27 protein-coding genes are annotated in these 25,300 nt (G+C 71.6%); 15 read left to right on the top strand and 12 right to left on the bottom strand.

All coding sequences use genetic code 11. From position 1 onward, the window contains the following. Window positions 1-159: 159 nt before the first annotated feature. Window positions 160-699, bottom strand: a complete 540-nt coding sequence (locus AC3WRT_RS16750; protein ID WP_492723928.1) for a GNAT family N-acetyltransferase — start codon at window positions 697-699, stop codon at window positions 160-162. Between the two features lie 75 nt (window positions 700-774). Between AC3WRT_RS16750 and AC3WRT_RS16745 the strand changes: the two genes are divergently transcribed. Next, on the top strand, window positions 775-1,773 hold the full coding sequence (locus AC3WRT_RS16745) for a TIGR00341 family protein (RefSeq protein WP_492723926.1): 999 nt from the start codon (window positions 775-777) through the stop codon (window positions 1,771-1,773). Between the two features lie 77 nt (window positions 1,774-1,850). Here AC3WRT_RS16745 and AC3WRT_RS16740 read toward each other — a convergent pair whose 3' ends face one another. After that, on the bottom strand, window positions 1,851-2,600 hold the full coding sequence (locus AC3WRT_RS16740; protein WP_492723925.1) for a potassium channel family protein: 750 nt from the start codon (window positions 2,598-2,600) through the stop codon (window positions 1,851-1,853). Between the two features lie 177 nt (window positions 2,601-2,777). Here AC3WRT_RS16740 and AC3WRT_RS16735 point away from each other — a divergent pair, with 177 nt between their 5' ends. From AC3WRT_RS16735 to AC3WRT_RS16720, 4 genes are all read left to right on the top strand, one after another. Next, a complete protein-coding gene (locus tag AC3WRT_RS16735; RefSeq protein ID WP_492723924.1) occupies window positions 2,778-3,092 on the top strand; it encodes a hypothetical protein in 315 nt (104 codons plus the stop codon). 85 nt (window positions 3,093-3,177) lie between these two features. Next, on the top strand, window positions 3,178-4,017 hold the full coding sequence (gene yidC / locus AC3WRT_RS16730; RefSeq protein ID WP_492723922.1) for a membrane protein insertase YidC: 840 nt from the start codon (window positions 3,178-3,180) through the stop codon (window positions 4,015-4,017). Between the two features lie 57 nt (window positions 4,018-4,074). Beyond that, window positions 4,075-4,221, top strand: a complete 147-nt coding sequence (locus tag AC3WRT_RS16725; RefSeq protein WP_492723920.1) for a hypothetical protein — start codon at window positions 4,075-4,077, stop codon at window positions 4,219-4,221. Then, on the top strand, window positions 4,218-5,705 hold the full coding sequence (locus AC3WRT_RS16720) for a sulfatase family protein (protein WP_492723918.1): 1,488 nt from the start codon (window positions 4,218-4,220) through the stop codon (window positions 5,703-5,705). The genes AC3WRT_RS16725 and AC3WRT_RS16720 overlap by 4 nt, the downstream gene beginning before the upstream one ends. 23 nt (window positions 5,706-5,728) lie before the next feature. Here the strand turns inward: AC3WRT_RS16720 and AC3WRT_RS16715 are convergent, their stop codons facing one another. Beyond that, entirely contained in the window at window positions 5,729-6,688 is a 960-nt protein-coding gene (locus tag AC3WRT_RS16715; protein WP_492723916.1) for a CHAD domain-containing protein, read from the bottom strand. A gap of 109 nt (window positions 6,689-6,797) precedes the next feature. Between AC3WRT_RS16715 and AC3WRT_RS16710 the strand changes: the two genes are divergently transcribed. From AC3WRT_RS16710 to AC3WRT_RS16690, 5 genes are all read left to right on the top strand, one after another. Beyond that, window positions 6,798-7,718 (top strand): S1C family serine protease, encoded by a 921-nt coding sequence (locus tag AC3WRT_RS16710; RefSeq protein ID WP_492723914.1) that lies wholly within the window; start codon window positions 6,798-6,800, stop codon window positions 7,716-7,718. Between the two features lie 101 nt (window positions 7,719-7,819). Beyond that, window positions 7,820-8,866: an AAA family ATPase gene (locus tag AC3WRT_RS16705; RefSeq protein ID WP_492723913.1), complete on the top strand. Its 1,047-nt coding sequence runs from the start codon at window positions 7,820-7,822 to the stop codon at window positions 8,864-8,866. Then, window positions 8,845-9,867, top strand: a complete 1,023-nt coding sequence (locus AC3WRT_RS16700) for a DUF58 domain-containing protein (RefSeq protein ID WP_492723911.1) — start codon at window positions 8,845-8,847, stop codon at window positions 9,865-9,867. Before AC3WRT_RS16705 ends, AC3WRT_RS16700 begins: the two co-directional genes overlap by 22 nt. A 24-nt stretch (window positions 9,868-9,891) precedes the next feature. Then, window positions 9,892-10,881, top strand: a complete 990-nt coding sequence (locus tag AC3WRT_RS16695) for a VWA domain-containing protein (protein ID WP_492723909.1) — start codon at window positions 9,892-9,894, stop codon at window positions 10,879-10,881. 1 nt (window position 10,882) lies between these two features. Next, window positions 10,883-12,046, top strand: coding sequence for a VWA domain-containing protein (locus AC3WRT_RS16690; protein WP_492723907.1), 1,164 nt, complete (start codon window positions 10,883-10,885; stop codon window positions 12,044-12,046). Between the two features lie 176 nt (window positions 12,047-12,222). Here AC3WRT_RS16690 and AC3WRT_RS16685 read toward each other — a convergent pair whose 3' ends face one another. Then, the gene (locus AC3WRT_RS16685) at window positions 12,223-13,197 is read right to left on the bottom strand and encodes a hypothetical protein (RefSeq protein WP_492723905.1); all 975 of its coding nucleotides are present in this window, start codon (window positions 13,195-13,197) and stop codon (window positions 12,223-12,225) included. A gap of 49 nt (window positions 13,198-13,246) precedes the next feature. Then, the gene (locus AC3WRT_RS16680; RefSeq protein ID WP_492723903.1) at window positions 13,247-13,447 is read right to left on the bottom strand and encodes a hypothetical protein; all 201 of its coding nucleotides are present in this window, start codon (window positions 13,445-13,447) and stop codon (window positions 13,247-13,249) included. A 171-nt stretch (window positions 13,448-13,618) separates the two neighbouring features. On the opposite strand from AC3WRT_RS16680, the gene AC3WRT_RS16675 reads away from it, so the two are divergent. After that, window positions 13,619-14,641 (top strand): glycoside hydrolase family 12 protein, encoded by a 1,023-nt coding sequence (locus tag AC3WRT_RS16675; protein WP_492723901.1) that lies wholly within the window; start codon window positions 13,619-13,621, stop codon window positions 14,639-14,641. Between the two features lie 37 nt (window positions 14,642-14,678). On the opposite strand, the gene AC3WRT_RS16670 is transcribed toward AC3WRT_RS16675, so the two are convergent. Then, on the bottom strand, window positions 14,679-15,452 hold the full coding sequence (locus tag AC3WRT_RS16670) for a DUF427 domain-containing protein (RefSeq protein ID WP_492723899.1): 774 nt from the start codon (window positions 15,450-15,452) through the stop codon (window positions 14,679-14,681). A 66-nt stretch (window positions 15,453-15,518) separates the two neighbouring features. Here AC3WRT_RS16670 and AC3WRT_RS16665 point away from each other — a divergent pair, with 66 nt between their 5' ends. Together AC3WRT_RS16665 and AC3WRT_RS16660 are read left to right on the top strand one after the other, a co-directional pair. Then, window positions 15,519-16,616: a DNA glycosylase AlkZ-like family protein gene (locus AC3WRT_RS16665; RefSeq protein ID WP_492723897.1), complete on the top strand. Its 1,098-nt coding sequence runs from the start codon at window positions 15,519-15,521 to the stop codon at window positions 16,614-16,616. A 10-nt stretch (window positions 16,617-16,626) separates the two neighbouring features. Beyond that, window positions 16,627-17,235 carry a dihydrofolate reductase family protein gene (locus tag AC3WRT_RS16660; RefSeq protein ID WP_492723894.1) on the top strand — a complete coding sequence of 203 codons (609 nt, stop codon included), beginning with the start codon at window positions 16,627-16,629 and terminating at the stop codon, window positions 17,233-17,235. Here AC3WRT_RS16660 and AC3WRT_RS16655 read toward each other — a convergent pair. Next, the gene (locus tag AC3WRT_RS16655) at window positions 17,190-17,498 is read right to left on the bottom strand and encodes a hypothetical protein (RefSeq protein ID WP_492723893.1); all 309 of its coding nucleotides are present in this window, start codon (window positions 17,496-17,498) and stop codon (window positions 17,190-17,192) included. The genes AC3WRT_RS16660 and AC3WRT_RS16655 overlap by 46 nt on opposite strands. Before the next feature lie 69 nt (window positions 17,499-17,567). Between AC3WRT_RS16655 and AC3WRT_RS16650 the strand changes: the two genes are divergently transcribed. Then, entirely contained in the window at window positions 17,568-18,236 is a 669-nt protein-coding gene (locus AC3WRT_RS16650) for a class I SAM-dependent DNA methyltransferase (RefSeq protein WP_492723891.1), read from the top strand. Window positions 18,237-18,283: 47 nt separating this feature from the next. Here the strand turns inward: AC3WRT_RS16650 and AC3WRT_RS16645 are convergent, their stop codons facing one another. Continuing rightward, window positions 18,284-19,426, bottom strand: a complete 1,143-nt coding sequence (locus AC3WRT_RS16645) for a glutathione-independent formaldehyde dehydrogenase (RefSeq protein ID WP_492723889.1) — start codon at window positions 19,424-19,426, stop codon at window positions 18,284-18,286. A 193-nt stretch (window positions 19,427-19,619) separates the two neighbouring features. Between AC3WRT_RS16645 and AC3WRT_RS16640 the strand changes: the two genes are divergently transcribed. Further along, on the top strand, window positions 19,620-19,901 hold the full coding sequence (locus AC3WRT_RS16640; protein WP_492723888.1) for a DUF427 domain-containing protein: 282 nt from the start codon (window positions 19,620-19,622) through the stop codon (window positions 19,899-19,901). A 169-nt stretch (window positions 19,902-20,070) separates the two neighbouring features. On the opposite strand, the gene AC3WRT_RS16635 is transcribed toward AC3WRT_RS16640, so the two are convergent. The 4 genes from AC3WRT_RS16635 to AC3WRT_RS16620 form a co-directional block, all read right to left on the bottom strand. Continuing rightward, entirely contained in the window at window positions 20,071-20,832 is a 762-nt protein-coding gene (locus tag AC3WRT_RS16635; RefSeq protein WP_492723887.1) for a GNAT family N-acetyltransferase, read from the bottom strand. 68 nt (window positions 20,833-20,900) lie between these two features. After that, window positions 20,901-21,701: a DNA/RNA non-specific endonuclease gene (locus AC3WRT_RS16630; protein WP_492723885.1), complete on the bottom strand. Its 801-nt coding sequence runs from the start codon at window positions 21,699-21,701 to the stop codon at window positions 20,901-20,903. Between the two features lie 30 nt (window positions 21,702-21,731). Further along, window positions 21,732-23,738, bottom strand: a complete 2,007-nt coding sequence (locus AC3WRT_RS16625) for a vWA domain-containing protein (protein WP_492723884.1) — start codon at window positions 23,736-23,738, stop codon at window positions 21,732-21,734. Between the two features lie 34 nt (window positions 23,739-23,772). Next, window positions 23,773-25,170: a sigma 54-interacting transcriptional regulator gene (locus AC3WRT_RS16620; protein ID WP_492723882.1), complete on the bottom strand. Its 1,398-nt coding sequence runs from the start codon at window positions 25,168-25,170 to the stop codon at window positions 23,773-23,775. Window positions 25,171-25,300 lie beyond the last annotated feature (130 nt).

Here is a 25,300-nt window from a genome sequence, read left to right as displayed (position 1 = left end):
CCCCTGACCCCACCCGGCCTGACCCAGACTGACCCGGACTGACCTGCGTGAGGCAAGGTGCCCACTCGACCGGAACCCCACCGTCGAGTGGGCACTTTGCTACGGGTCACCTTGCTACGGGTCACCTTGCTACGGGTCACCTCGCCACGGGTCCGGAACTCAGGTGGGCTCGGGTGGGTCCCCGGCGTCGGACGTCGACGCGTCGCCCAGCGGCCGCTGGACCCACGTGACGTCGCGCCACGAGCCGTGCTTCCACCCGACCGCCAGGAAGGTCCCCACCAGCTGGAAGCCCAGCGCGGCGTGGAGCCGGCCGCTCGCCTCGTTGGGCTGGGTCATGCCCGCCGCCGCCATCCGGTAGCCGCGCTCGGCGAGCCGCGCGAGCAGCGCCTCGTAGAGCACCCGCCCCCGGCCGCTACCCCGACGGTTGCGGTCGAGGTAGACCGACACCTCGCACGACCAGCGGTACGCCGCCCGCTCCTTGAACGGCCCGGCGTAGGCGTAACCGGTGACGACCCCCGCCTCCTCGAGCACGAGCCACGCATGCAGGCGCTGCGCCGTCGCGATCCGGCTCGCCATCTGGTCGGCGGTCGGCGGCTCAGTCTCGAAGGTGACCGCCGTGTCGGTGACGTAGGGCGCGTAGATGGCGGCGCAGGCGGTCGCGTCTGCCGCGGTGGCGTCGCGGACCTCTCGCTCGAGCATTCCCGGATGCTAGGGCGCCCCGTGACATTGGCGTGAACCCGACCAGCTGCGACGGTGCTCCAACACACTGGGGCCATGGACATCGGACTGAGGGCTCGGGTGCTGCCGACCAACCAGCGGCGGTCCCTCGACGAGCTGACCGCCGAGCTCGACCTGAACGAGGGCGACGTCCGGGCCAAGCGCTCCGCCTTCTGGACGATGCTCGTCCTGTCGTCGTGCATCGCCTGCGCGGGGATCATCGCCGACTCGACGGCCACGGTCATCGGCGCCATGATCATCGCCCCGCTCTCGACGCCGATCATGGGGACGGCACTCGAGCTCGTGAAGCGGGAGCGGATGGGCGCCGTCACGTACGTCGTGCTCGGCGCCCTGCTCGTCATCGTCGCAGGGCTCCTCTTCTCCCTCATCGTGCCGAGCACCACGGTGCTCCTGGACAACAGCCAGATCTCCAGCCGCACGAGCCCTCGCCTGGTCGACCTGATCTCCGCCCTCGCGACGGGATTCGCCGGCGCCATCGCCCTCGCACGCCGGGACGTCGCCGCCGTCCTGCCCGGGGTCGCCATCGCGATCTCGCTCGTGCCGCCGCTCGGCGTCGTCGGCATCTGCCTAGGACAGGGCGCCGTGAGCCTTGCCTTGGGGGCCCTCGTGCTCTTCCTGTCCAACTTCCTCGCGCTCGTCTTCGCCGGCAGCCTCGTCTACACGAGCCTCGGCTACACCACCGAAGCCGGCCAGCGGGCAGGTCGGTCCCCTCGGTCGACGAAGGTCACCTTCGGGGTGCTCGTCCTGCTTGCGCTCGTCCCCATCGTCGTCAACTCGGTTCTGGGCTATGCCTACTCACAGCTGGACGCCCGGGCCACGACTGCCGCTCAGCAGTGGATCTCGGGCACGCCCGGCGCGGAGGTCACCGGCGTCGACAACCAGGGCTTCACCGCGACCATCCACGTCACGGCTCGGGGCGAGCTGCCACCCGTCGCGAGCCTCATGACCGACCTCGACGCCGGGCTGCCGGCGAACATCGCGATCGTCGTCGAGCGCTCCGTCGGCGAGCGCATCGAGGCGGGCACGACGACCTGACGCTGCGTCACTGGTGTGCTGGGCGGAACACTGACTGAGCAGCCGGGGGGCGCCACGTCTCCCGCGAGGCGGGACGGTCAGACGACGTCCTTGTCCGTGTCCGTGTTCGTTTCCTGGTCCGTGTCGGGGGGAACGTCGTCGAGGGACGCGCCGAGCGAGCCACGCGGCATACCAGCCGCGAAGCGCGACACGATGAGCGCGACGAACGTGACGAGGAAGACCTGCCCGACGACGGCCTCGCTCGCTGCAGCCATCCGGCCGAGATTGGTGACGGCGGTGAAGTCTCCGTAGCCGACGGTCGAGAGGGTGACGACGCTGAAGTACATGTAGACCGTCGTGGAGACCTGTTCGCCGAAGAAGTGGGTGGACGAGAAGGCGTCGATGGTCTGGAAGAGGAACGCGTACGCCACGGCGATCTGCAGGAAGGCCGCCACCGAGCCCATGATCGTCTGCACCGTCACGACGCGGTGCTGCAGCACGCGCCGGGCGAGGAGGAACGGTGTGAGGGCCGCCGCGACCAGCCACGCCGTCTGAGGTGGCACGGTCGTCTGGACCACCGGCCCTCGCCCCACGACGACCGTCACGATGCTCAGCAGCAGAGCCACGCCGAAGATCACGTCGACGCCGTGGCGCCAGCGACGGCGGGCCCCGGAGGCCCGCGCTGCGGCGATGAGCGCGAGGCCGCTGATCGCGTGCGCGAACACCTGGGCGACCATGGAGCCCGTCGTGTCGACGAGGCCCTGCACCGCGATGGTCGCGAGCACGAGCAGCAGCACCAGCTCGAAGCGGTCCAGCAACCGGTTGCGGGTCGCGCCGGCTCCAGCCATGCTGCCTCCCCACCCGTCCGGGGCGAACGCCCCTTGACCGAAGGATAGGGCGGCCGCACCTGCCGCACCCCCCGCTTCCCGAGCATCAAGGCCACGACGCGTGAACGCGCGGCGAGGTGACGTACGCTCGAGGTGAGTTCAGGACTTTGGCAGCCGGCTGCTGAGAGGAGACGTCGCATGGGCGCCCTGCGCGAGCGCGTCTCCAACTCCGGACAGGCGGCGGCCCTCCTCCTCGCGGGCCTTGCTGCGACGGTCTTCGTCCTCCTGGGGTCGCTCGACGGCGCGAGCGCCGGGCAGGCTGTGCTCGCCGCCGCCGCCGTCGGTGTGCTCGCGGCGGCGCTGGCCACCACCGGCCAGCACGTCGTCCGACCACTGCCGGTGCGCATCAACCCGTCGGGGGTGGCGGGCGCCGTGCCTGCGTCGACCGCGTACTGGTGCACCCTCGAGGCGCCGAGCTGCCCCCAGCGACCTCGGGCTCCGGGTCGGCGCTGACCCCGCTCGTCGCACCCGCGACGGCCGGGCCACGCCCCTACCCACCTGAACCGGCCCTCGACGGGCCGAGCCGAGGAGCTCACCCATGTCCGACCTCCTGCCTGCCCTGCTGTCCCCACTGACCCAAGCCGTCGCCGCCGTCCTCGCGGGCACCCACGACGTCGGCGGCGCGCTCGGCCTGAGCCCAGGGTCTGGCGGCGCCTGGCTGCTCGCCGTGCTGCTGCTCGTCGTCGCCGTCCGCACCCTTCTGCTGCCCACGACGATCCACGGGGTGCGCTCGTCGCACGCCCGCGCCCACGCCGCGCCCCAGCTGCGTGAGCTCCGCCAGCGGTATGCCGGCAGCCGCGACCTCGAGCAGCTGGCCGCCCTGCGCGTGGAGCGGAAGGCGATCCATGCAGAGCACGGCGTCTCGAGGTGGAGCCTCGCACCGATGCTGCTGCAGCTGCCGCTCTTCTACGCGCTCTACCGCGTCGTCTCCGACCTGACGGCCGGGCACGCGGTCGGCGCTCTCGACGCCGGGCTCGTCGCGTCGGCGTCCGCCGCGTCGGTCGCCGGCCTGCACCTCACCAGCCACCTCGGTGCGACCCTGGCGTCGAACGTCCCGGCCGGACTGCTCCTGGTGGCGGTCGCCGTCGCTGCGGCGGTGCTCAGCCTGCTCACCCAGCGCTGGTTCGTGCTGCCGATGACCGATACCACCGACCTGCCCGAGGGGACAGCGACGGTCCAGCGGCTGATGCCGTGGCTCGGGGCCGTGGGGGTGCTCGCGGCGGCAGCCTTCGTCCCGGCCGGGCTCGTCGTCTACTGGCTCTTCAACAATGCGTGGACCTTCGGGCAGCAGGGCCTGATCTGGCGGTTCGCCCCGACACCCGGCTCGCCGGCCGCAGCCCGACGCGACGCCGGGGGGCTGGAAGGCGCGACGCCCTGAGCGCCGGCCAAACGGCATACCTCACGGCGGTCGGCGGTCACGTCTAGCGTGGTCGACGTGACTTCAACGACGAGCACGACGAGCGGCCCGGGCATCACGGAGGACCTGCTGCACCACCTCCGGCAGGGGCGGGACGGGCTGCTCCGGGCCCTCGACGGGCTGGACGACCACGACGCCCACCGGCCCGGGGCGGCCGGACGGTGACCGAGCGCCGACCCAACATCGTCTTCCTGCTGAGCGACGACCACGCCGCGCACGCCATCGGCACCTACGGCTCGGTCGTCAACCGCACGCCGCACATCGACGCCATCGCGACGGCCGGCGTACGCCTCGACAACCTCTTCGCGACGAACTCACTGTGCTCGCCGAGCCGGGCATCGATCCTCACCGGCACCTACAGCCACGTCAACGGCGTCACGACCCTCGACACGTTCATCGACGCGTCGCAGCCGACCTTCGTCACGGCACTGCGCGAGGCGGGCTACCGCACGGCGTTCGTCGGCAAGTGGCACATGGGGCATGGGTTCGGCGACGGCTCGAGCGACGGCGTCGGCCACGACCCGCACGGCTTCGACCGGTGGGACGCCCTCATCGACCAGGGCGAGTACCACGACCCGCGTTTCCTGTCCGCCGACGGGCTACGCGTGGAGCAGGGCTACGCGACCGATCTCATCACCGACCTCGCGCTGGACTGGGTCGAGTCGCTGGAGGGTGATGACCCGTGGTGCGTGCTCGTCTGGCACAAGGCGCCGCACCGACCGTGGGAGCCCGACGCCGCCCACGAGGGGTTGTACGCCGAGGGCGGGCCTCTCGGCGGCACGCCGATCCCGGTGCCCGCGACGTTCACCGACGACCTCGCCGGGCGCTCCGACACGGCTCGTCGCGCGGCGATGCGCGTCGCCGACCACCTCACGGCCGAGGACCTCAAGCAGCCGGTGCCGCACGGACTGTCCGCCGACGAGGAGGCGCTGTGGAAGTACCAGCGCTACATGGAGGACTACCTCGCGTGCGTCGCCTCGGTCGATGACAACGTCGGGCGCATCACCGACTGGCTGCGTGGGCGCGGCGAGCTCGACGACACGATCGTCATCTACTCCTCCGACCAGGGCTTCTTCCTGGGCGACCACGGCTGGTTCGACAAGCGCTTCATGTACGAGGAGTCGATCCGGATGCCGTTCGTGCTCTCCTACCCGCGGGCCGTCGCGGCCGGGCAGGGGCTCGACCGCATCGTCACGAACGTCGACATCGCCGCGACCCTGCTCGAGGCGGCCGGGGTAGAGGTGCCGGAGCGGATGCAGGGCCGGTCGTTCTGGCGCGACCTCATCGATCCAGCTGGCGCAGATAGTCGACGCGACCGCGAGGCCGAGGGCTTCTACTACCGCTACTGGATGCACGACGATCGCAGCCACCGGGTCGGGGCGCACTACGGCTACCGGACGCACCGCTACACGCTCATCTTCTTCTACAACGACGGGCTCGGGCTTCCGGGCTGCTCGGACCGGCGATTCGCGCAGGAGTGGGAGCTCTACGACCTCGAGGCCGACCCCGAGGAGCTCGTCAACGTCGCCGACGACCCGGGGTACGCCCAGGTGCGCGATGAGCTGGAGGCCCGGATGTGGCTGGCGCAGCAGGAGCTGGGCGACGAGCCGCACCCCGACCAGTCCGTGCCGCGCCTGATCCTCGCCTGACTCACCACCCGCTGGACACCGGCTCAGAGCCGAGAGGCGAGCAGCTTCTCGAGATCGTCGACGGCGCGCCACGCCTCCTTCTCGAGCTTGGCCATGATGCGGTGCTCGTCGGCGTCGAGGTGGCCGAGCAGGAAGGCCGCGGCCTCACCGACGTCCTCGTCGAGCGCGAGGTGGCGCAGGGTGGCCCGGGTCGTGACGGCGTCCTGGTGCAGGCCGAGGGCCGACTGCACGCTCTTGGCCCCCGCACCCACCCGGGCGATGCCCTTGCCGCTGACCGGGGCGGCGGTCTCTGCGGCGTAGCGCAGTCGCTTGGCCGCCTTGCGCACCTCGTGCAGCCGGGCGGCGTGCTCGTCCTCGTCGGGCGGCGCGTCCGGGTCGGTGGCATCCACGGGGACCCGTGCGGCGGCCACCCGGTCGACGAAGCGGCGGCCCTCGTGGCGGACCCGCTTGCGAGCCACGGGTCGCGCGCGCCGCCGCGCCTTGGCGGTCACCGGTGGGTGGGCGACCATCTCGTCGAGGGCGGTGACGAGTCCGGCGTACCAGTCGGAGTCGAGGGTCTCCTCGACCACGTCGTCGGCAGCCACCTCGTCGAGACGCAGGCGCGCGCGAAGGCCGGTGACCGCCTCCCCGTCGAGGCCGCCGATGCCGTCGAGCACGCTGAGCCCGGCCGGGCCGCCGAGGCTCCCGACGCCCGTCAGCCAGGCGTCGTCGAGCAGCTCGTCGGTGCTGTCGGTGGCGACCTCCGCGTCGCGCGACTGCCCGAGCCGGGCCGACGCCGCCTTCAGCTCGTCGCGCATGGGCTCCGTGACGGAGGTGTCGAGGAACGGACGGTAGGTGGCCAGCAGGGACCGGATCCTGCGCATCGCGACCCGGAGGTCGTGCACCCCCGTCGGCTTGCCGTCACGCACGGTCGCCTCGGCGGTGCGCAGCACGTCGCGCTGTTGCGTGAGGCGCCGGCTCACGAGCTTCGCGACGGTCGGCATACCCCCTTATCTACCCCTCGTCGAGGCGGCCGGTCCTCGCTTCCGCGATTCCTGTGAAGACTTGACAGCCCGCCCACGCTCGGAACGATCCGAACGTACAGTCGAGAAGGTGGCACGGGTCACCGCTCTCCCAGAGGTCGACACCGCCGCCCCTGGCGCCGGGATGCCTCTCCGCGCCCCGGCCCCGCAGCCCGAGCAGCCTCCCCCTCCGCCGACCCGCTCCGAGCGCGTCCGGGCCCGGTTGGCCGGTCTCCCCCGTCGCGTCTCGTGGCTCGTCGCGGCCCTCGTCATCGTGGTGGCGGCGACGACGTCGTATGCCGTCACGCGTCCTCCCGGCCCACCCGTCCTCACGCAGCGCGACGTCGACGTGAGCGTCAAGCGCGGCATCGAGAAGCAGGCCGAGGCGGACGCCGCGAGGCCGGCCGACGGGTCGGTCGCGCACGCGGTCATCAGCCCGTCCCTCGTGCTCATCCAGACACGCGACACGGTCGGCGGCCGCCAGGAGGCGGGCACCGGCGCCGGCGTGGTCGTCAACGCCGACGGGACGGTGCTCACGGCGCTGCACGTCGTCGGCGGGTCGACCGCGATCACCGTCACCTTCGCCGACGGCACCGTCTCCCCGGCTCGGATCGCGACCCAGAAGCCGGAGAGCGACACCGCGACGCTCCTGCCGGCGAGGCTGCCCGACACCGTCGTACCGGCCGTGCTCGGCAGCCCGGTGCCGGTCGGGGCGCCGGTCTTTGCCGTCGGCCACCCGCTCGGGCTGGTCGACTCGCTCTCGGCCGGAGTGGTCTCCGCGCTCGACCGGACGGTGACCGTGGAGGGCAAGCGCAAGCTCGAGCACCTCATCCAGATCGACGCCGCGGTCAACCCCGGCAACTCCGGCGGGCCTTTGCTCAACAAGGCCGGTCAGGTCGTCGGCATCGTCACGGGCCTGGCCAACCCCACGGACCAGAGGCTCTTCGTCGGCATCGGCTTCGCGGTCCCGATTGAGACGCCGGGAGGGGCGGCGGGCAGCCCGCCCCGCTAGGAGGCCCGCTGGCACGGGCGTCCCGTAACCCGGACGGTCAGCACACGGCATACGCAAGCGGTCACGACGACGTGACCCGCCACCGGCAGGAGGAGGACGGCATGGACGGACAGGCACCCGCCGGTCAGCAGGGGCCGCAGGTTCGGGCCGCGCTGGAGCAGGCGCTCTACGAGGTGAAGCGCACGATCGTCGGGCAGGACGTGCTCGTCGAGCGGATGCTCGTGGCGCTGCTCGCGCGCGGGCACCTGCTCGTCGAGGGGGTGCCGGGGCTGGCCAAGACGATGGCGGTCAAGACGCTCGCGCAGGCGATCGGCGGCGACTTCCAGCGCATCCAGTTCACACCCGACCTCGTGCCGGCCGACCTCGTCGGGACCCGGATCTACAACCAGAAGGACGGCGAGTTCCAGGTCTCGCTCGGGCCGGTCTTCGCCAACCTCGTGCTCGCCGACGAGATCAACCGCGCGCCGGCGAAGGTGCAGAGCGCGCTGCTCGAGGTCATGCAGGAGCGGCAGGTGACGATCGGGCGCGAGACCTACCCGGCGCCCGACCCGTTCCTCGTCATGGCGACCCAGAACCCCATCGAGTCGGAGGGCACGTATGCGCTGCCCGAGGCGCAGGTGGACCGTTTCATGCTCAAGGTCCTCATCGGATATCCCTCTGCAGCCGAGGAGTTCGTCGTCGTCGAGCGGCAGATCGCGGCGGCGGTGACGACCGTGCAGGTGCTCGACCCGGAGCTCCTGCGCGGCTTCCAGCGCGACGCGGACGCCGTCTACGTCGACCCTGCGGTGATCGAGTACGCCGTCCGGCTGGCCACCGCGACCCGCGAGCCTGCCAGCGTCGGGCGGGACGACCTGGCGCGGTTGCTGACGTACGGCGCGAGTCCCCGGGCGTCGATCAACCTCGTGCTGGCGGCTCGGGCGCTGGCCTTCCTGCGGGGGCGCGACTACGCGCTGCCCGAGGACGTGCGCGACCTCGCGCGCGACGTGCTGCGGCACCGGATCGTGCTGTCCTACGAGGCGCTTGCCGAGGAGCTGTCGGCCGACGACCTGCTGACGCCGCTGCTCGAGGCGGTGCCCGCGCCGACGGTGCCGCTGCGGCAGCCGGCGGGTGTGGGCGGTGATGCGACATGGGCCAGACCGCCCCGCTGACGGCCGAGAGCCTGCTCCGCCGCCTCGAGTGGCAGGTCGTGCGGCGGCTCGACGGGCGGCTGCAGGGCGACTACCGGACGCTCTTCCGCGGCACGGGACTCGACTTCACCGATCTGCGCGAGTACGTGCCGGGCGACGACGTGCGCCACATCGAGTGGAACGTCACCGCCCGACTCGACGAGCCCTATGTGCGCGACTTCATCGAGGACCGCGAGCTGACGGCCTGGCTGCTGCTGGACCACTCGGCATCGATGGGTTTCGGCCCGGTCGACCGGCAGAAGGACCTCGTGCTCGCCGAGATCGCGACGACGCTCGCGCACGTGCTGACCCGTGGCGGCAGCCGGGTCGGGGCTGTCGTGATGGACGTCGGCGTCGAGCTGGTGATCCCGCCCGCGTCGGGTCGAAACCAGGTGCTGCGTATCGCCAAGGCCCTCCTCGACCGCCGCGAAGCCCGCGCCGACCTCGGCTCCTCGTCCTTGAACCGTCGAAAGGCCACGAACCGGGAGGAAGGCGGGTCGCTCCTTCGTCGTGGAGTTCGCCGCGTGCTGGGTCGCCGGGTGCCGGCTGGAGACCCAGCCCGCCCGGGGACGGTCACGGACCTCGGGGTGCTGCTCGCGGCGGCATACGGAATCGCGCGGAGGCGCTCGCTGCTGCTGGTCGTGTCGGACTTCATCGCGGTGGACGGATGGGAGGCGCCGCTGTCACGGCTGGCGCGGCGGCACGAGGTGGTCGCGATCCAGGTGGTCGACCCGCGCGAGAGCGAGCTGCCCGACGCGGGCGCGATCTACGTCGAGGACGCCGAGACGGGCGAGCAGATCTTCGTCGACACGAGCGACGTCGGTTTCCGGGCGCGGCTGGCGGCGGCCGCGGAGGCGCGACAGGCGGACCTCGAGGCGAGGGCGCGGCGGGCCGGCGTGGACCTCTACCCGGTGCGCACGGACGACGACCTGGTGCGCTCGCTGATGCGGATCTCCGAGCTGCGGCGGCGGAGACGGCGATGAGGTGGCGGCGATGAGGTGGCGGCGATGAGCACGGTGTCCCTGACGTGGCCGTGGGCCCTGTTGGGGCTGCTCGTCGTGCCGCTCCTCATCGCCGGCTACCGGCGCGTGCTGCGGGCGCAGGAGGCGCGTCGTGCGGCGCTGGCGGCGGACGGGCTCGTCATGCCCGCGCCGCGCGGGCGGTGGCGGCACCTGGGGCCGGCCCTGCTCATCGCTGCGCTGGCGGCGATGGTGCTGTCACTGACGCGGCCGGTGGCGTCGGTCGCAGAGCCACACCGGGAGGGCACGGTCGTGCTCGCGTTCGACGTGTCCAACAGCATGGCGGCCACGGACGTGAAGCCGTCGCGGCTCGAGGCCGCGAAGGCGGTGGCGCTCGGGTTCGTGGCGAAGCAGCCGGAGTCGGTGCGGATCGCGGTCGTCGCCTTCGGCGGGACCGGGCTCGTGACCCAGCGGCCGACGGACGACCGGGATGCCGTGCTGGCGGCGGTGGCGCGGCTGCGGCCGGCCGGGGAGACGTCGCTGAGTGACGGGATCCTCGGTGGGCTGAGCGCGATCGTCGGCAAGCCGGTCAAGCCGCCGGGCGACGCGGAGAAGGGGACGGACGAGGAGGTGCCGATCGGCTACCACGGCGGGACGGCGATCGTGCTGCTCACCGACGGTGAGGACACGACGGGCCAGGGGTCCTCGGGCGCGGCCGAGCTCGCCTCGGCGGCCGGGGTGAAGGTCGAGCCCATCGGCCTCGGGACGCCGGCGGGGACGACGATCCAGGTGGACGGCTTCAGCATCGCCACGGCCCTGGACGAGTCGGCGCTGCAGTCGATAGCGCAGACGACCGGAGGGACGTATCGACGGGCGTCGGACGCGGCGTCGCTGGCGGCGGTCTATGACGCGATCGAGCTCCAGTGGACGACGCGGACGGTTCCGCACGAGGTGACGTCGTGGGTGGCCGGTCTGGCCGCGTTGCTGCTGCTCGGCGGGGCGACCGTGTCGGTCCTGCGGCAGGGGCGGGTGGTCTGACATGTCGTTCGGGCTCCCGCTGATGCTGCTGGTGCTGGTCTTCGTGCCCTTGTTGCTCGGGATCTACGTGTGGCAGCTGCGGCGTCGTCGGCGGCAGGCGGTGCGCTACTCGAACGTCGCGCTGCTGCAGGTCGCGGGCGCCGGGTCGGCGTCGTGGCGACGGCACGTGCCGATCGCCCTCGTGCTCGGGGCTCTCGCGCTGCTGGGGGTGGCGAGCGCGCGGCCGACGGTGCGGGCGGAGGTGCCGACATCGAGCTCGACGGTCATCCTGGCCCTGGACGCCTCGGGCTCGATGTGCGCCACCGACGTCCTCCCGAACCGGTTGAGCGCGGCGCAGGCGGCGGTCCGGTCGTTCATCGAGGGGCAGGACGACGAGACGAAGGTGGGGCTCGTCGTCTTCTCCGGGTTCGCGCAGCTGGCCGTGGCGCCGACCCGCGACCGGGACGAGCTGCTGGCCGCGCTCGATGCGGTGACGACGGGACGCGGGACGACGATCGGGGCGGCGATCCTGCGCTCGATCGACGCGATCGCCGAGTTGGACGCGAACATCTCACCGGCCGATGCGGTGGACGAGCCGACGACGGACGGGCCCGGTTTTGGGAGCGCGCCTCCTACTCCTCAACCTTCGGTCGCTGCGGGCGGCGGCGGTGCGGGCTCGGCTGGTGGGGGCGCGGGGCCGGTGGCCGTGGCGCCGGAGATCATCGTGCTGCTGACGGACGGCGCGAACACGCGCGGGGTGACTCCTGGAGTGGCAGCGGCCCAGGCAGCGGCTCGAGGGGTGCGGGTCTATCCGATCGGCTTCGGCACGACGCACCCGACACAGATGGCGTGCACCCGCGACCAGTACGGCGGCTTCCAGCCCCCCCGCCTTCGGGACCTCAGTGGTGGCGGTGCAGGGGCGCTGGGTGGCCGAAACTTCCTCGTCGTCGACGAGGCGGCGCTGAAGGGAGTCGCGCAGACGACTGGCGGCGAGTACTTCGCTGCGACCGACGCCGACGGACTGACCAAGGTCTTGGCCGACCTCCCGAAGCACGTCACGGTGAGCAAGCAGGACATCGACCTCAGCGCCGCCTTCGGCCTGCTCGCCGCTGTGCTGCTGTTCAGCGGCCTGGGAGTGGCCGTAAGCAGCGGCCGCCGCCAATGGCGTGCTCGCGTGCAGCGTTGAACCCAGGCGGTCTCGTGGTCCAAGAGCTCGCCGGGCTGGGCGGGACCAGCCGAACCGCCGAACCAGCCGAACAGCCGGAAACGGTGGTGCGTCGATGCGCAGCCTGTTTGGTCGCTCGTCTCCGCGGGGCGCCGAGAACCTGACCGAGGCTCACGACCGCGCGGTGCGTCTCGACTTCAGTCTTGCGGGCAACCGCGCTGGTCGTACCAGTCCAGGACGCGTAGCGCGCGCAGCGTGTTCCAACGGCTCGGTTGCCCGTCGCCGTCCTCGAAGTCGAAGTGCGTTTCTCCCGGGTGGGTGTTCTCCAGCAGCCAGGTGCCATCGGGTCGACGCTTGTCCCGGACCAGGTGCACAGCCTCGGTGATCCGGCTGTCGGGCTCTGCTCCGGAGAGCCTGAAGTAGTCGAGCGCGCGAAGCACGTCGTAATGCCAGCGCGGCGGCCAGGAGAACTGCAGCCACCTCTCGGCCGGCACCTCGCCTGTGCTCTTGCGCCGGAACAGGTGCCGCTGCAACAGGTACTCCTCCGCGTGGCGGCGAGACGCCCCCACGGCGACCTTTCCGCCGAACCGCTCGTACTCGAGCAGGCCCTCGAGCACGCAGATCGTCGAGTCGAAGGACGAGACGGTGGCGCCGTTCTCGCTCTCGCAGTTCCAGCCGCCGTCGCTGAGCTGCTGGTCGAGCAGACCCGAGACCAGCGCGTCGACGTCGACACCGAAATAGGCGCCGATGGACAGTGTCCGGCCGTTGATGCAGGGCTCGACCTCGCCATCGAAGAACGCCTGGCCGTCGTGCTCCCACCGGCAGTTCGCCGCGACCAGCGCGACCGTGTCGCGCGCCGCCGCGCTCTGCGGGTCAAGGCCCAGGTCTCGCAGCAGCACCAGCGTGGGCAACGTCGAGGTCCACGGCTGACCATGTGAGAAGTCCGGCTGGATCCCCGCCCGCCAGTCATCGGCGACGCGCCGCGGGAAGCACGCTCCACCGTCCCACTGGCCATCAGCATCGCGGAGCGCCAGCAGCCGAGCTCCCCACCCCTCCGTCTCGACCCGGGCGCGCTCGGCTGCCACCTGGTCGGGAGGTGCATCGAGCACGTCGCGCAGCACCTGCCACCGAATCGCGGGATCACCCTCGAGCAGCCAGCCGATGACGTCCATGGTCGCGATCCTAGGCACCGGCTGGCCGCATCGGTGATCCGCTCGCCCCTCAGAACGGGCCTGTGCCGCCGCCGCCCAAGGGGACGAAGATCGGTCTGTCGTTCTCGCGTGCCTCGCGGTCCGGGTGGACCGAGGCGTCGAAGCGGTTACGGCCGCAGTCGACGCAGATCCGCTCACGCATCCCGGTGACGGTGGTGGGCTCCCAGCGGTGCCGGCCGATCCTGCATCTCACGCTCTTCTTCGTGTCCATGTCTCGAGAGTCCCCTTGGGACTCCTCCCTGTCTGTGCGCTGGGTGACACAAGGGGACCAGTCCACGGCAGCGTCAGCCCATCCGGGACTTCCGGGGCATGTTGGCGGCCGTCACGACGAGTCTCGGCACCCGCCTGACGCCTTCGCCGGACACCGGACGGAGAGCGGTCCATGCTGGTGAAGGTGCAGCGCTCGGTGAAGGTCGCAGCTCTGGCCGCGTCAGTGTTGGCGCTCGCCGGAGTCGCCTGCAGCCCGTCCGCGACAACGCCGCAAGCGACCACGACGGCCTCGACAGCGACCACCAGAGCCACGACAGCCCCCACGGCCGCCACAGCCCCCACGGCCACGACGGAGACCGCGCCGTCGCGGACGAGCTCCCCCACTGGCGCTTCGGCACCTGCGCCCTCCGCGACCGCCCAGCCGGCACCCCCCACCGCGGCGAGCACGAGCTGGGCCTGCTCTGCCGGGCTCGGCGATGTCTGCGGCGCCTACGACTACCGCGACATCCCGAACAGCAACGGCTCCAACACGTACGTCTCCAACCAGGCGGTCGGGCCCCAGTCCGGCACGACGCAGACGGTCTACGCGAACCACCCCGGCGACTGGAAGCTCGTCGCCCACGGCGTGCCGTTCGGCTACCTCGGCGTGCAGACCTTCCCCGACGTGCAGCAGCTCTTCGACAACTGGTGCGGCTCCGGTTGGGAGGGGTGCGCCAACCCGACCAGCACGCCACTGAACTCGCTGTCCACCCTCAAGGTCACCTACAGCGAGACGTCCCCGACGGACGCGCACAGCATCTACGAGTTCGCGGTGGACGCCTGGAGTGAGAACTACGACTCCGACGTCATGTTCTGGACGGACACGCGCGGCCGCTGCGACGAGGGCGCCTTCGGTGGAACGCTCCTCGGGCATGCCGACCTCGACGGCCAGAAGTGGACGGTGCACCGCTACGGCGATCCTGGGGCGGAGATCATCTTCGTCCTCGACGGCAGTGGTGGATCGGGCACGTGCGCTCGCCAGGGGTCCGGGACGGTGAACGTCAAGGCCGGGTTCGAGTGGCTCGCCGCCAACGGCTTCGCCAAGGGCCCGCACGCGATCACCCAGCTCAACACCGGCTGGGAGATCACCTCCGCAGGCAACTCCACCTTCACGATGCACAGCTACTCCATCCAGGCGGTCCCCACGGCGCAGTGACGCTGCCCAGCCAGCGCGCTCGGCCCCGAACTCCGCTTCAGGCGCCGGGCATCGACGTGTCCACCGAGGCTCCGTCGACGAAGACCGTCGCCGGCCGCCAGAAGCAGACCAGGTCCTTGACAGGGAGCGCGTCGAGCAGCGGTTCGGGGTAGAACCACGCCACGTCCCGGGCGCCCTCAGCGCTGAGGTAGGACGCCACGCCCTTGTAGGCGCAGACGCTGTGGTGCTCGGACGGCGTCAGCAGGTCCACCCGGACGTCGTCGCGCGGCAGGTACCACCGCACCGGCAGGCTGGTCTCGACGAGCATCATCGACCGGGTGGACTCGGCGACGGTGACCCCGTCGACCTCCACGCGCACGTGGCGGTCGGAGTGCAGCACGTCGATCCGCTTGAACGGGTCGTGCGGGTGGCCCATGACGGACTCGTCCTCCTCCAGCCACTCGAACGGCTCCCAGTGCAGCATGACGCGGCCGTCGAGGTCGGGGTCGTCGGGCCGGAAGGCCACCTCGCCGTGGCCGTCCAGGTGCAGCGAGCGCCCCGGCACGGTGTGCCACTCGTTGTGGGTCGGCGGCAGCACCGGCGCCCGCAGCTCGGGCACGGCAGACGGGTCGCGCTCGGTGAGGTCGAGGTGCAGATCGCCGGGCGGGACGGCATACCAGGGCACGACCCGGCGTGGCTCGTAGACGAGCAGCGCGTCCCGGGTGTCGAGCACCGTCTGTCCGTCGAGGAGCGCCCGGACCCGCTTCGGGGTGGCTGCGTAGCGGAGCTGGCTCAAGCCGCGGAACCACTCCTGCTCCAGATTGATGGCCATGCTCCAGTGTGCACGCCGTCCCGCGCTCCCGACCCCGTGTCGGTGCGGATGGCTAGGGTCTCGGACATGGCGGTCCACCGGCTCACTGTCGAGCAAGCGCGTCGCATCGCGGTGCACGCGCAGCTGCTCGACGTGCCGCGGCCGACCCACGTCGTCGCGACGGTCGAGCGGCTGACGTTCCTGCAGATCGACCCGACCGCGGCCATCGCGCCCAGCGCCGACCTCGTCCTGTGGTGCCGGCTCGGCAAGAGCTACGACCCCTCCCACCTGGTCCAGGCGCTCGAGCACGACCGCACCCTCGTCGAGACCGTCGCCTACATCCGCAGCCCGCAGGACGTCCCGGCCGTCATCGCCGAGGCCCGCGACACCGACCCCTACCCGTTCATGGCCGACTGGCTCGCCGCCAACGACTCGTTCCGCCGCGACATCCTCGCGAAGCTCGAGGCCGAGGGTCCGCTGCTGTCGCGCGACATCCCGGACACGAGCGTCGTCCCGTGGCCCTCGACCGGCTGGACCAACAACCGCAACCTCACCAAGATGCTCGAGGCCCTGGCCCTGCGCGGCCAGGTCGCCATCGCGGGCCGCAAGGGCCGTCAGCGCTACTTCGATCTTCCCGAGCGCGTGTACCCGCCCGGCCTGCCGACGCTCACCCTCGACGAGGCGATCCGGCACCGCAACGAGCGCCGCCTCGCCGCCCTCGGCATCGCCCGCGCCACCGGCACCGTCATGCCGGGCGAGCACTCGTATGCAGCCGACGCCGGCGAGCCCGCCGAGGTCGAAGGGCTTCCGGGCTCCTGGCGCGTCCACCCGGCATACCTCGACCTTGCGGACTTCGAGGGGCGCACGGCGCTGCTCAGTCCCTTCGACCGGCTGATCCACGACCGCGTCCGGGCCGAGCAGCTCTTCGGCTTCGAGTACATCCTCGAGATGTACAAGCCCAAGGACAAACGCCGCTGGGGCTACTTCGCGCTGCCGATCCTGCACCACGACCGGCTCGTCGGAAAGCTCGACGCCCAGGCCGACCGCAAGGCCGGCACGCTCGTCGTCAACGCGATCCACGAGGACGTCCGCTTCACCAAGGCCGTTCGCTCTGCCGTCCACCGCGAGATCGCCGACCTCGCCGAGTGGCTCGGCCTGACCCCCAGCGGCCCCGCCGCGCCCTAGGAGACCTCACATGCGCAGGATCGTCCTCTACAGCCTGACCTCGCTCGACGGCGCCGTCGACGACCCGATCCGCTCCTTCCCTGAACACACCGATGACGAGCAGTGCGTCCCGTCGTTCGACGACGTCATGCTCGAGTTCGAGGCCCGCCTCATCGCCGACCAGGACGCCGTCCTGCTCGGCCGGCACATGTACGACCAGTGGTCGCACTACTGGCCGACCTCGGACGAGCAGCCCTTCGCGGACTTCATCAACGGCGTCAAGAAGTACGTCGTCACCTCCAGCCCGCTGCCCGACGCATCGACGAGCGCGTGGGGCGACGCCGAGGCCGTCTCCGGTCCGCTTGCCGACATCGTCCGCGACCTCAAGGCCCTGCCCGGCAAGGACATCGGCGTCCACGGCAGCATCGAGCTCGCCCAGGCACTGCTCGCACAGGGCCTCGTCGACGAGCTCCAGCTCGGGGTCGCGCCCGTCCTCGACCCGCAGGGGCGGCGCCTCTTCGACGGCCTTCCCGAGCTGCAGCGCCTCGCCCTGCACAGCGCGACCCCGACACCCAGCGGCGCGCTGTGGCTCGTCTACCGCTTGGACCGGAGCCGTCCCAGCGAGCCGTTGACGCGGTAGCCACGCACCGCCCGCCTCGACTGCGCCGACAGGATCGACCAGTCGCTCTCGTGCGAAAGGATGGACAGCTTCGACATGTTGGAGAGCAGGCCGAGCGCGCTCATCGACGACCCGATCGACAGGAACGACGCGAACGAGCCCACGTCGCCGATCGACAGCACCGACCCGATGCTCCCGATCGAGAGCACTGATCCCGTGGAACCGATCGACAGGAAGGAGTCACGCGACGCGATCGACCACTTCCCGGTGCGCACCCTCGCCATGCGCCGAGCCTACGAGGGCGTACCCGCGACCGTGGCGGCATACGCGAACCGACCACGCCAGGAGCAGCCATGAGCACGCGCCGCACCGACTGCGCCAACGAGCCGCCCCACATCGTGGAGACGCGGACGGCATACGACACGGTCGCGGTCGACTACACCGCCCTCCTCGAGGGTGAGCTGGCGCGCAGCCCGCTCGACCGCGCCCTGCTCGGGCACTTCGCGGAGCTCGTCCTCGGCGAGGGCGGTGGGCCGGTCGTGGACGTGGGATGCGGACCGGGGCGCATCACCGGCCACCTCGCCGGGCTGGGCCTCGACGTCAGCGGCATCGACCTCTCGCCGGGCATGGTCGCGGAGGCGGCACGGCGTCACCCCGAGATCTTTTTCCGCACCGGCAGCCTCGCCGCCCTCGACCTCGCCGATGCCTCGCTGGCCGGCGTCGTCGCCTGGTACTCGATCATCCACACGCCGCCCGCCCTGCTGCCAGACGTCTTCACCGAGCTGCGCCGCGTCACCCGGTCCGCCGGCATCCTCCTGCTGGCCTTCCAGGCGGGTGGCTTCTCGGTGCGGCACGAGCAGGCCTACGGCCACAAGGTCTCCTTCGAGGCGCACCGCCTCGACCCCGGCCACGTCACGGCGCTGCTGGCCGGTGCCGGCTTCCGGGTGACTGTCCGCACCGAGCGCGCCAGGCAGGACGACGAGAAGACCCCGCAGGCGTTCCTGCTCGCCCGCGCCACCTGAACGGCGACGCGGGCGGGCAGGTGTCGCCGGTGCGGTGCCGCGCATGCCTACGCGGCGGCCGGGTGCAGCAGCACCTTCGTGTAGCCGGCGGCCCGCTCGTCGAACTTCTTGTACGCGTCCACTGCGTCGTCGAGCGACACCTCGTGGGAGACGATGAACGACGGCGTCGCGACCCCGCGGATGATGAGGTCGCGCAGCTGCTCGTTGTAGCGCTTGACCGGGCACTGGCCGGTGCCGATCGCGATTCCCTTGTCGAAGGCGGCGCCGAAGTTGAACTCCACCCGGCCCTCCTTCGCCGGATCGGTCGCGGCCTCGGGGTCCTGGGGGACGTAGACCCCGACGACCCCGATGTGGCCGGTGGCGCGCACCACCTCGACGAGGTTGTCGAGCACCATCGAGGGGTGCTCGTTGCCTGAGGAGTCGTGGGCCTGGAAGCCGACCGCCTCGACGCCGCAGTCGACGCCGAACCCGTCGGTGCCGTCCATGATGCTCTGCACCACGTCGGTGTCGGCGGCGTTGACGGCCGTTGCGCCGGTCTGCTCTGCGAGGGCGAGCCGGTCCGGCTGGTGGTCGACGACGAAGACCTGCGAGGCGCCGCGGATGGCCGCGCTGTGCGCCGCCATCAAGCCCACCGGCCCGGCGCCGAAGATGGCGACCGTCTTGCCTGGGCTGACTCCGGCGAGCTCGGTCCCGTGGTAGCCCGTCGGGAAGATGTCCGACAGCATCGTGAAGTCGGTCTCGTGCTCCTTGCCCTCCGGCAGGTGCAGCAGGTTGAAGTCGGCCCACGGCACGCGCAGGAACTCCGCCTGACCGCCCCAGTAGGGGCCCATCTGCGGGTAGCCGTAGCCGGCGCCCGGCTTGCCGGTCGGGTTGGCACGCAAGCACGCGGAGGTCCAGCCGTCGGTGCAGTTGCGGCAGGTGCCGCAGGCGAGGTTGAAGGGGACCGAGACGCGGTCGCCCTTCTTGATCCGGTTCACTCCCTGGCCGACCTCCTCGACGATGCCCATGTTCTCGTGGCCGAGGACCGTGCCCGCGTCGAGCGGCGCACGGCCCTCGTAGGGGTGCAGGTCGGAGCCGCAGATGTTGGCGGTGCTGATCCGGATGACGGCATCCAGGGGTTCCTCGATCCGCGGGTCCGGCACCTCCTCGACGGAGAGCTCGTAGGGGGCCTTGAAAACGACTGCCTTCATGGGGTTTCCTTCCGCGTCGCTCGAGCGATGGACGTGTCGCGTTCGGGTTGCCCACGCCTGTTACCCGAATGGCTGTGCTGCTCACGCCTCCCGGCGCCGTCCCCGGCCCTGTCTAATGTTCGGAACGAAACCGGCCGCACCGTGGTTGTGCTCGAGGAGCGTCCCGACCGGGACCCGAGCTGAAGGAGGCACCGTGCGCGCGATCTGGAACGGCAAGATCATCGCCGAGAGTGACGACACCGTGGTGGTCGAGGGCAACCACTACTTCCCACGCGAGTCCGTCGACACCAGCGTCCTGGTCGACAGCGACACGCACACGACATGCCCGTGGAAGGGCAAGGCGTCCTACTTCTCCATCGCCGTCGACGGTGACACCAACCGCGATGCCGCGTGGTACTACCCGGATCCCAAGAGGGCCGCGGCCCAGATCCAGGACCGCGTCGCCTTCTGGCGCGGCGTCACCGTCGCCGACTGAGCCAGCCGGCCCCCGCAGAGGCACGAGGGGCATCACCGGATGGTGGCTCAAGCGGGGCGACAAGCACCCTGCCGGTGCATCGCCATACGTCAGTGACCCGCTGGGCGGGTCACTGTCGCAGTTGGAGCGGGTATGCCGTGTCCCGAGCCCGCCGCGGCAGGTAGTCAGCTCAGTCGTCGAGCTCCAGGACGCAGGCGGTGCCGACGTCGACGAAGCCGACCCGGCGGTAGATCTCCGCCGCGGCGTCGGAGCCGGCCGACAGGAAGACGACCTCGACACCCTGTTCGCGACAGGCGGCAACGAGCGTGCTCGTGATCGCCGTGCCGTGACCGCGGCCCCGATGCCCCGGCGGTACGGCGATGCCCATCAGCTCGGCGACGTCTCCACGTGGCGCAGCCGACCCGGCGCCACAGAGCCGGTTGTCCTCGAACGAGGCGACGACCAGGAGGTTGCCGCGCTCCATCAGCTCCGGCCGCTTGCCCGGGTCCTTCGGGACGACCTCGTCCCGCCCGGCGAAGCCCGCCGACACGGTGCCCATCGCCAACGACAGGTGCGGCTCGGACGGGTGCAGCGCACGCGCTCGAGGGTCGGGCGACACCGACACACCGGGCGGCATGACGAGCAGCGGATAGCGCTCCGGTTCGAGCCCGGCCGTCCGCACCGCCGGCAGCAGCGAGGGCGTCACCTCGTCGACCCACTCCACCGCCCGCGGCACCCCGAGCTCCTCCTGGCGCTGGAGCACGCGGCACACGTCCGCGGGGCTGAAGGCACCGTGCCGACCGAGGCGCGGCCGCGCGTAGAACTGCCACCCCGTGCCCCCCTCGGCGGCGAAGAGCGTGAAGGGACCGACCTCCTCCACTGCCGCGACGGCGCGCGGGACGCAGTCGTAGTACGCCTCGATGCGGTCCAACCGCGCGTCGTGAGCCCTCACCGCGCCACCATGACAGCCACCGGCGCCGCCGGGCGACCCAATTGACAGGCGGCCTACCCGTCAGGCGGTCACCAGACGACCTCGCGGACGTCGGCGACCCTCTCCGGCGCGGTTCGCGCTCGGGTGGCGACCGACGGCTCGCGCAGGGAGGCGAACGACAGCGACACCAGCTCCTCGAGCCGCGCGAGGGGGACCTCGTACGTCGCGAAGTCGTCGAGGCTGGACGCGGGCAGCAGCGGCTCGACCAGCTGGGCGAGCACGAAGCAACGTGCGGTGAGGACGCCGTCGAGCACGTAGACGAGGACCTTCCAGAACGCGCCCGGGATCCTCACGTCGCGGTAGACGACATCGGCGCCGGTCAGCACCGGACCGCCGAAGAGCGTCAGACGGCGCCGGTCGAGGTTCGCCAGCTCGAGCACCGCGTTCTCGAGCAGGCCCCAGACGCCGTCCAGCCGCGACTGGTTGAAGTCGTTCATCTGCGGCGAGATGTTCGGGAAGAAGAACGAGTCGTGGTTCGCGGCGCGGGCCTCGGCGAGGGTGCCCCACAGCAGGTCCGAGCGGCGGGCCAGGTGGCCGCGGTCGAGGTCGTTGCCGGTATAGAGGGCATCGCCGGTCTGGGCGTCGGCCGGCAGCCGCGGGTCCAGCCGGAACTGCTCACCGGCCCGCGAGATCGACTCGCCGGGGAAGAGCCGCAGCCCGTCGATGTTCCAGCCGACCCACCGGGCCAGCCGCCGGGAGGCGCTCATCGAGAGCGAGAAGTGCGTGTAGTCCCACCGCGTCGTGCCCTCCACGTGGAGCACGTCGGCGGCGGCCTCCCCCTCCGGCTGGGGCGGCGCGACAACGGTGCCGAGAAACGTCTCATCATACATGGCGGGCTACCTGGCTGCGGCCGTGCAGACTCAGCGACGTCCGCGCCGGGTCCGCAGGTAGTCGGCGACGACGTAGTCGCCGAGCCGGGAGATGTCGGGGGTGAAGACTCGTCCACCGGCCCGCCGCGCCACGGCGTCGACGAACCGGGCGAGGCCGGGATCGTCGCCGAGCATGAAGATGTTGAGCTGTGCGCCCGAGCGCCGCAGCTCGTCGACCTGCGCCACCGTGGCGCGGACGGTCTCCTGCGTGGCCGGCCAGTGGAAGCTCGGCCGCCCGTCCGCCTCGAGGTGCGCGGTCGGCTCGCCGTCGGTGACGACGAGGACGACCGGCTCGGCATCGGGGTGGCGGCGAAGGTGCCGTGACGCAAGCATCAGCGCGTGCTGCAGGTTGGTGCCCTGGACCCACTCCGGCTCCGCCTCGGTGAGCTCGGTGGGAGTGAGCCGTCGTGCCGCCAGGTTGAAGCCGATGATCTGCAGCGCGTCGTGCCGGAACCGGGTCTGCACCAGGTGCGAGAGCGCGAGCGCCGTCTGCTTCATCGGCCCCCAGCGCCCCTCCTGCATCATCGAGAACGACATGTCGACGCACAGCGCGACCGCCGCCACCGATCGCCGCTCCGTCTCGGCCACCTCGAAGTCCTCGACGAGCAGCTCCACCGCACCCGTCGAGTGGGCCCTTTCCCTCGTTCGGGCCTGCCGTTGCAGGGCGTTCGAGACGGTGCGCACCGTGTCGATCGGCAGCTCGTCGCCGAACTCCCACTGGCGCGTGAGCCCGGTCAGCTCGTCGGCCTGGCCTGCTGCGCGGTCGTCGTGGTCGCCGCGTCCAGTCGCGTCGACGCGCTCGAAGACCCGCTTGAGCGCGGTCTCACCGAGGCGGCGGACGGCCCGCGGCGTGAGGCGCAGCCCGTCGTCGCCGCGGGAGACATAGCCCTGGCGTTCGAGCTCGCGCTCGAGCTGGCGCAGGGCCTCCATGTCGCGGGCCGCGTCGGCACCGAGGTACTGCTCCAACCGCTCGACGTCGACGTCATCCAGCGTCGCCCCGAAGTAGCCCTGCCCCAGCTGCTCACCGAGCTGCTCGAGGTCGGCCAGCTCGGCGACCGCTTCAACCCCGTCGCCGTAGCCCATGGGCTCGCCGCCCTGGCCCTGCTGGACGGGACTGCGCCGGTCGAGACCGGGTCGCAGGGCGCGCAGGTTGTCGGAGAGCTGCGCCATCTGCGAGGCGAGGTCGGGGTCCCCCAGGGCGTCGGACATCAGCTGTCCGAGCTGGGCGCGCTGCTCGGGCGTGAGCGACGCCATCAGCCGCTCGGCCGCCGCCTGCCGGCGGGCGAGGGCGTCGATGAGCTCGTCGACGTTCTCGGGCTGCTCGGGGAAGAGGTCGCCGTGCTTGTCCATGAAGTCGCGGAACTGGTCCTCGGTGTCCTCACCGCGGGCATGCGCGGCCAGCAGCTGGTTGAGGTCGGCGAGCATGTCCTTGACCGCCTGCATCGCCTCGGGGTCGTTGCCCGAGAGCGCCTGCTTGAGCCCCTCGAACTGGGCCCCGACGACCTCGCGCTGCAGCATCTGCTGGATCTGCTCGTAGGTCTCGCGTGCCTCCGGCGAGTGCCACTCGTAGTCGCCGAGCGCGCGTACGGCACCGGCGACGTCGTCCGGGATCGTCGCGAGGTCCATCTCCGCCAGGCGTGCGTCGTCCCCCGACTCACCGGCGAGGGTGTCGCGCTCCTCCGCGAGCGCCTGGTCGAGCATCGCCCGAACCTGGTCGAGCGTCCCGCCGAGGTCGCCGCGGCGACGCGCGGCCTCACGCAACCGGCGTACGCGGTCGGCGAGGTCGTCGAGCCCCCGGCGACCGTCCATGCCACGGCGCATCAGCTCCCGCAGCGACTCCCGCAGCGAGCCGCCGGCGAGGACGTCCTGGCCCACCTCGTCCAGGGCCGAACGGACGTCGAAGGGCGGAGCGAGCGGGTCGGGCCCGCCGGACCACGGCGCGTAGCGAAAACGCCCGTGCACGTCACTGCCTCCACCACCGCCGTCGCGTGGGCTCATCGCAAACTCCTGGTCATGGGGCTCATGGCACGACCTACGCCCCGTACACGGTACGGCCGGCGACGGAGTCCTTGTCGATGCGACGCGTCAGGTGCAGGCCCTCGAGGACGAACTCGACGGCCGCCGCGACCTGGCCGGGCGTCGCGTCGTCGCCGTGACCAAGGCGGTCGAGCACCTTCGACAACCCCGGCACCGGACCGACCTGCGCGAGCAGGTCGGTCCCCGGCACGAGCTCGCCGGTCTCGACGACGGCGCCCTCGGCGAAGAGGTTGGTGAAGCCGCTGAGGTCGAGGCCCGACAGCCGCGCCCGGTAGGTCTCGGCGACGGCGAGCCGCAGCAGGTGCGTCAGCACATCCCGCTCGCGCCCCTCCTCGCCCATCTCGAACTCGACCTTCCCGAGCAACGTGGGCACGACGGTGGGGACGTCGCAGACGCGCGCGACGGCATACGCCTCACCGGTGCGGGCGGCGCGGCGTAGCGCAGATCCCGCGACCCCTTCGGCCCCCGCGATCGCGAACCGCGCCGAGACGCCGGAGCGCTGGTCGACGGCCGACGACTCGCGCAGGCCACGGGTGAAGCGGGCCACGACCTCGAGCAGGTGCTCGGGCACGTCGGCGACGAGCGCCGACTCCTGCGCGATGAGGGCGACCTCGTCGACGACCTCGGTGGGGTAGTGGGTGCGGATCTCGGCGCCGAAGCGGTCCTTGAGCGGGGTGATGATGCGGCCGCGGTTGGTGTAGTCCTCGGGGTTGGCCGTGGCGACGAGCAGGAGGTCGAGCGGCAGCCGCAGCGAGTAGCCGCGGATCTGGATGTCGCGCTCCTCGAGCACGTTGAAGAGGGCGACCTGGATGCGCTCGGCGAGGTCGGGCAGCTCGTTGAGGCCGAAGATGCCGCGGTTGCTGCGCGGCACGAGGCCGTAGTGCACCGTCTCGGGGTCGCCGAGGGTGCGGCCCTGCGCGACCTTGACGGGGTCGACATCACCGACGAGGTCGCCGACGCTCGTGTCGGGCGTCGCGAGCTTCTCGGTGTAGCGCTCGCTGCGGTGGCGCCACGCGACGGGCAGGTCCTCACCGAGCTCCCCGGTCAACCGCCGGCACCGCACGCACGACGGCTGGTGGGGGTCGTCACCGATCTCGCAGCCATCGACGACCGGGCTCCACTCGTCGAGCAGGCCCGCGAGCGTGCGCATGAGGCGGGTCTTGCCCTGCCCGCGCTCCCCGAGGAGGACGAGGTCGTGACCGGCGAGCAGCGCCGTCTCGAGCTCGGGCAGGACCGACTCCTCGAAGCCGACCATCCCCGGGAACGCGTCCTCACCCGCGCGCAGCCGGGCCAGCAGGTTCTCGCGGAGCTCGCTCTTGACGCTGCGGTGCACGTGCCCGGAGGCCCGCAGCTCGCCGAGGGTGGTGGCACGACCGGTGTGGGGGTGGGTCATTGCTTCACGCTACGTCCGACTCCCGGCACTGTCGAAGGGTGGACGCCGGCAGCCTGCGGCCCAGTCGGCGCGGAGAGGTGGCGCCGCCGGCCCCTCGGACACTGTTCCGCCCAGCGCACCCGTGACGCAG

Source organism: Terrabacter sp. FW104-15G4B (assembly GCF_058790095.1).
The sequence above is the reverse complement of the archived record's forward strand: the minus strand, read 5'-3'. Positions and strand labels throughout refer to the sequence as shown.

Coding starts and splice junctions, on each gene's coding strand:
- AC3WRT_RS16750 (WP_492723928.1), bottom strand. CDS start 699: ATGCTCGAGCGAGAGGTCCGCGACGCCACCGCGGCAGACGCGACCGCC.
- AC3WRT_RS16745 (WP_492723926.1), top strand. CDS start 775: ATGGACATCGGACTGAGGGCTCGGGTGCTGCCGACCAACCAGCGGCGG.
- AC3WRT_RS16740 (WP_492723925.1), bottom strand. CDS start 2,600: ATGGCTGGAGCCGGCGCGACCCGCAACCGGTTGCTGGACCGCTTCGAG.
- AC3WRT_RS16735 (WP_492723924.1), top strand. CDS start 2,778: ATGGGCGCCCTGCGCGAGCGCGTCTCCAACTCCGGACAGGCGGCGGCC.
- yidC (WP_492723922.1), top strand. CDS start 3,178: ATGTCCGACCTCCTGCCTGCCCTGCTGTCCCCACTGACCCAAGCCGTC.
- AC3WRT_RS16715 (WP_492723916.1), bottom strand. CDS start 6,688: ATGCCGACCGTCGCGAAGCTCGTGAGCCGGCGCCTCACGCAACAGCGC.
- AC3WRT_RS16705 (WP_492723913.1), top strand. CDS start 7,820: ATGGACGGACAGGCACCCGCCGGTCAGCAGGGGCCGCAGGTTCGGGCC.
- AC3WRT_RS16700 (WP_492723911.1), top strand. CDS start 8,845: ATGGGCCAGACCGCCCCGCTGACGGCCGAGAGCCTGCTCCGCCGCCTC.
- AC3WRT_RS16695 (WP_492723909.1), top strand. CDS start 9,892: ATGAGCACGGTGTCCCTGACGTGGCCGTGGGCCCTGTTGGGGCTGCTC.
- AC3WRT_RS16690 (WP_492723907.1), top strand. CDS start 10,883: ATGTCGTTCGGGCTCCCGCTGATGCTGCTGGTGCTGGTCTTCGTGCCC.
- AC3WRT_RS16685 (WP_492723905.1), bottom strand. CDS start 13,197: ATGGACGTCATCGGCTGGCTGCTCGAGGGTGATCCCGCGATTCGGTGG.
- AC3WRT_RS16680 (WP_492723903.1), bottom strand. CDS start 13,447: ATGGACACGAAGAAGAGCGTGAGATGCAGGATCGGCCGGCACCGCTGG.
- AC3WRT_RS16675 (WP_492723901.1), top strand. CDS start 13,619: ATGCTGGTGAAGGTGCAGCGCTCGGTGAAGGTCGCAGCTCTGGCCGCG.
- AC3WRT_RS16670 (WP_492723899.1), bottom strand. CDS start 15,452: ATGGCCATCAATCTGGAGCAGGAGTGGTTCCGCGGCTTGAGCCAGCTC.
- AC3WRT_RS16665 (WP_492723897.1), top strand. CDS start 15,519: ATGGCGGTCCACCGGCTCACTGTCGAGCAAGCGCGTCGCATCGCGGTG.
- AC3WRT_RS16660 (WP_492723894.1), top strand. CDS start 16,627: ATGCGCAGGATCGTCCTCTACAGCCTGACCTCGCTCGACGGCGCCGTC.
- AC3WRT_RS16655 (WP_492723893.1), bottom strand. CDS start 17,498: ATGGCGAGGGTGCGCACCGGGAAGTGGTCGATCGCGTCGCGTGACTCC.
- AC3WRT_RS16650 (WP_492723891.1), top strand. CDS start 17,568: ATGAGCACGCGCCGCACCGACTGCGCCAACGAGCCGCCCCACATCGTG.
- AC3WRT_RS16645 (WP_492723889.1), bottom strand. CDS start 19,426: ATGAAGGCAGTCGTTTTCAAGGCCCCCTACGAGCTCTCCGTCGAGGAG.
- AC3WRT_RS16630 (WP_492723885.1), bottom strand. CDS start 21,701: ATGTATGATGAGACGTTTCTCGGCACCGTTGTCGCGCCGCCCCAGCCG.
- AC3WRT_RS16625 (WP_492723884.1), bottom strand. CDS start 23,738: ATGAGCCCACGCGACGGCGGTGGTGGAGGCAGTGACGTGCACGGGCGT.
- AC3WRT_RS16620 (WP_492723882.1), bottom strand. CDS start 25,170: ATGACCCACCCCCACACCGGTCGTGCCACCACCCTCGGCGAGCTGCGG.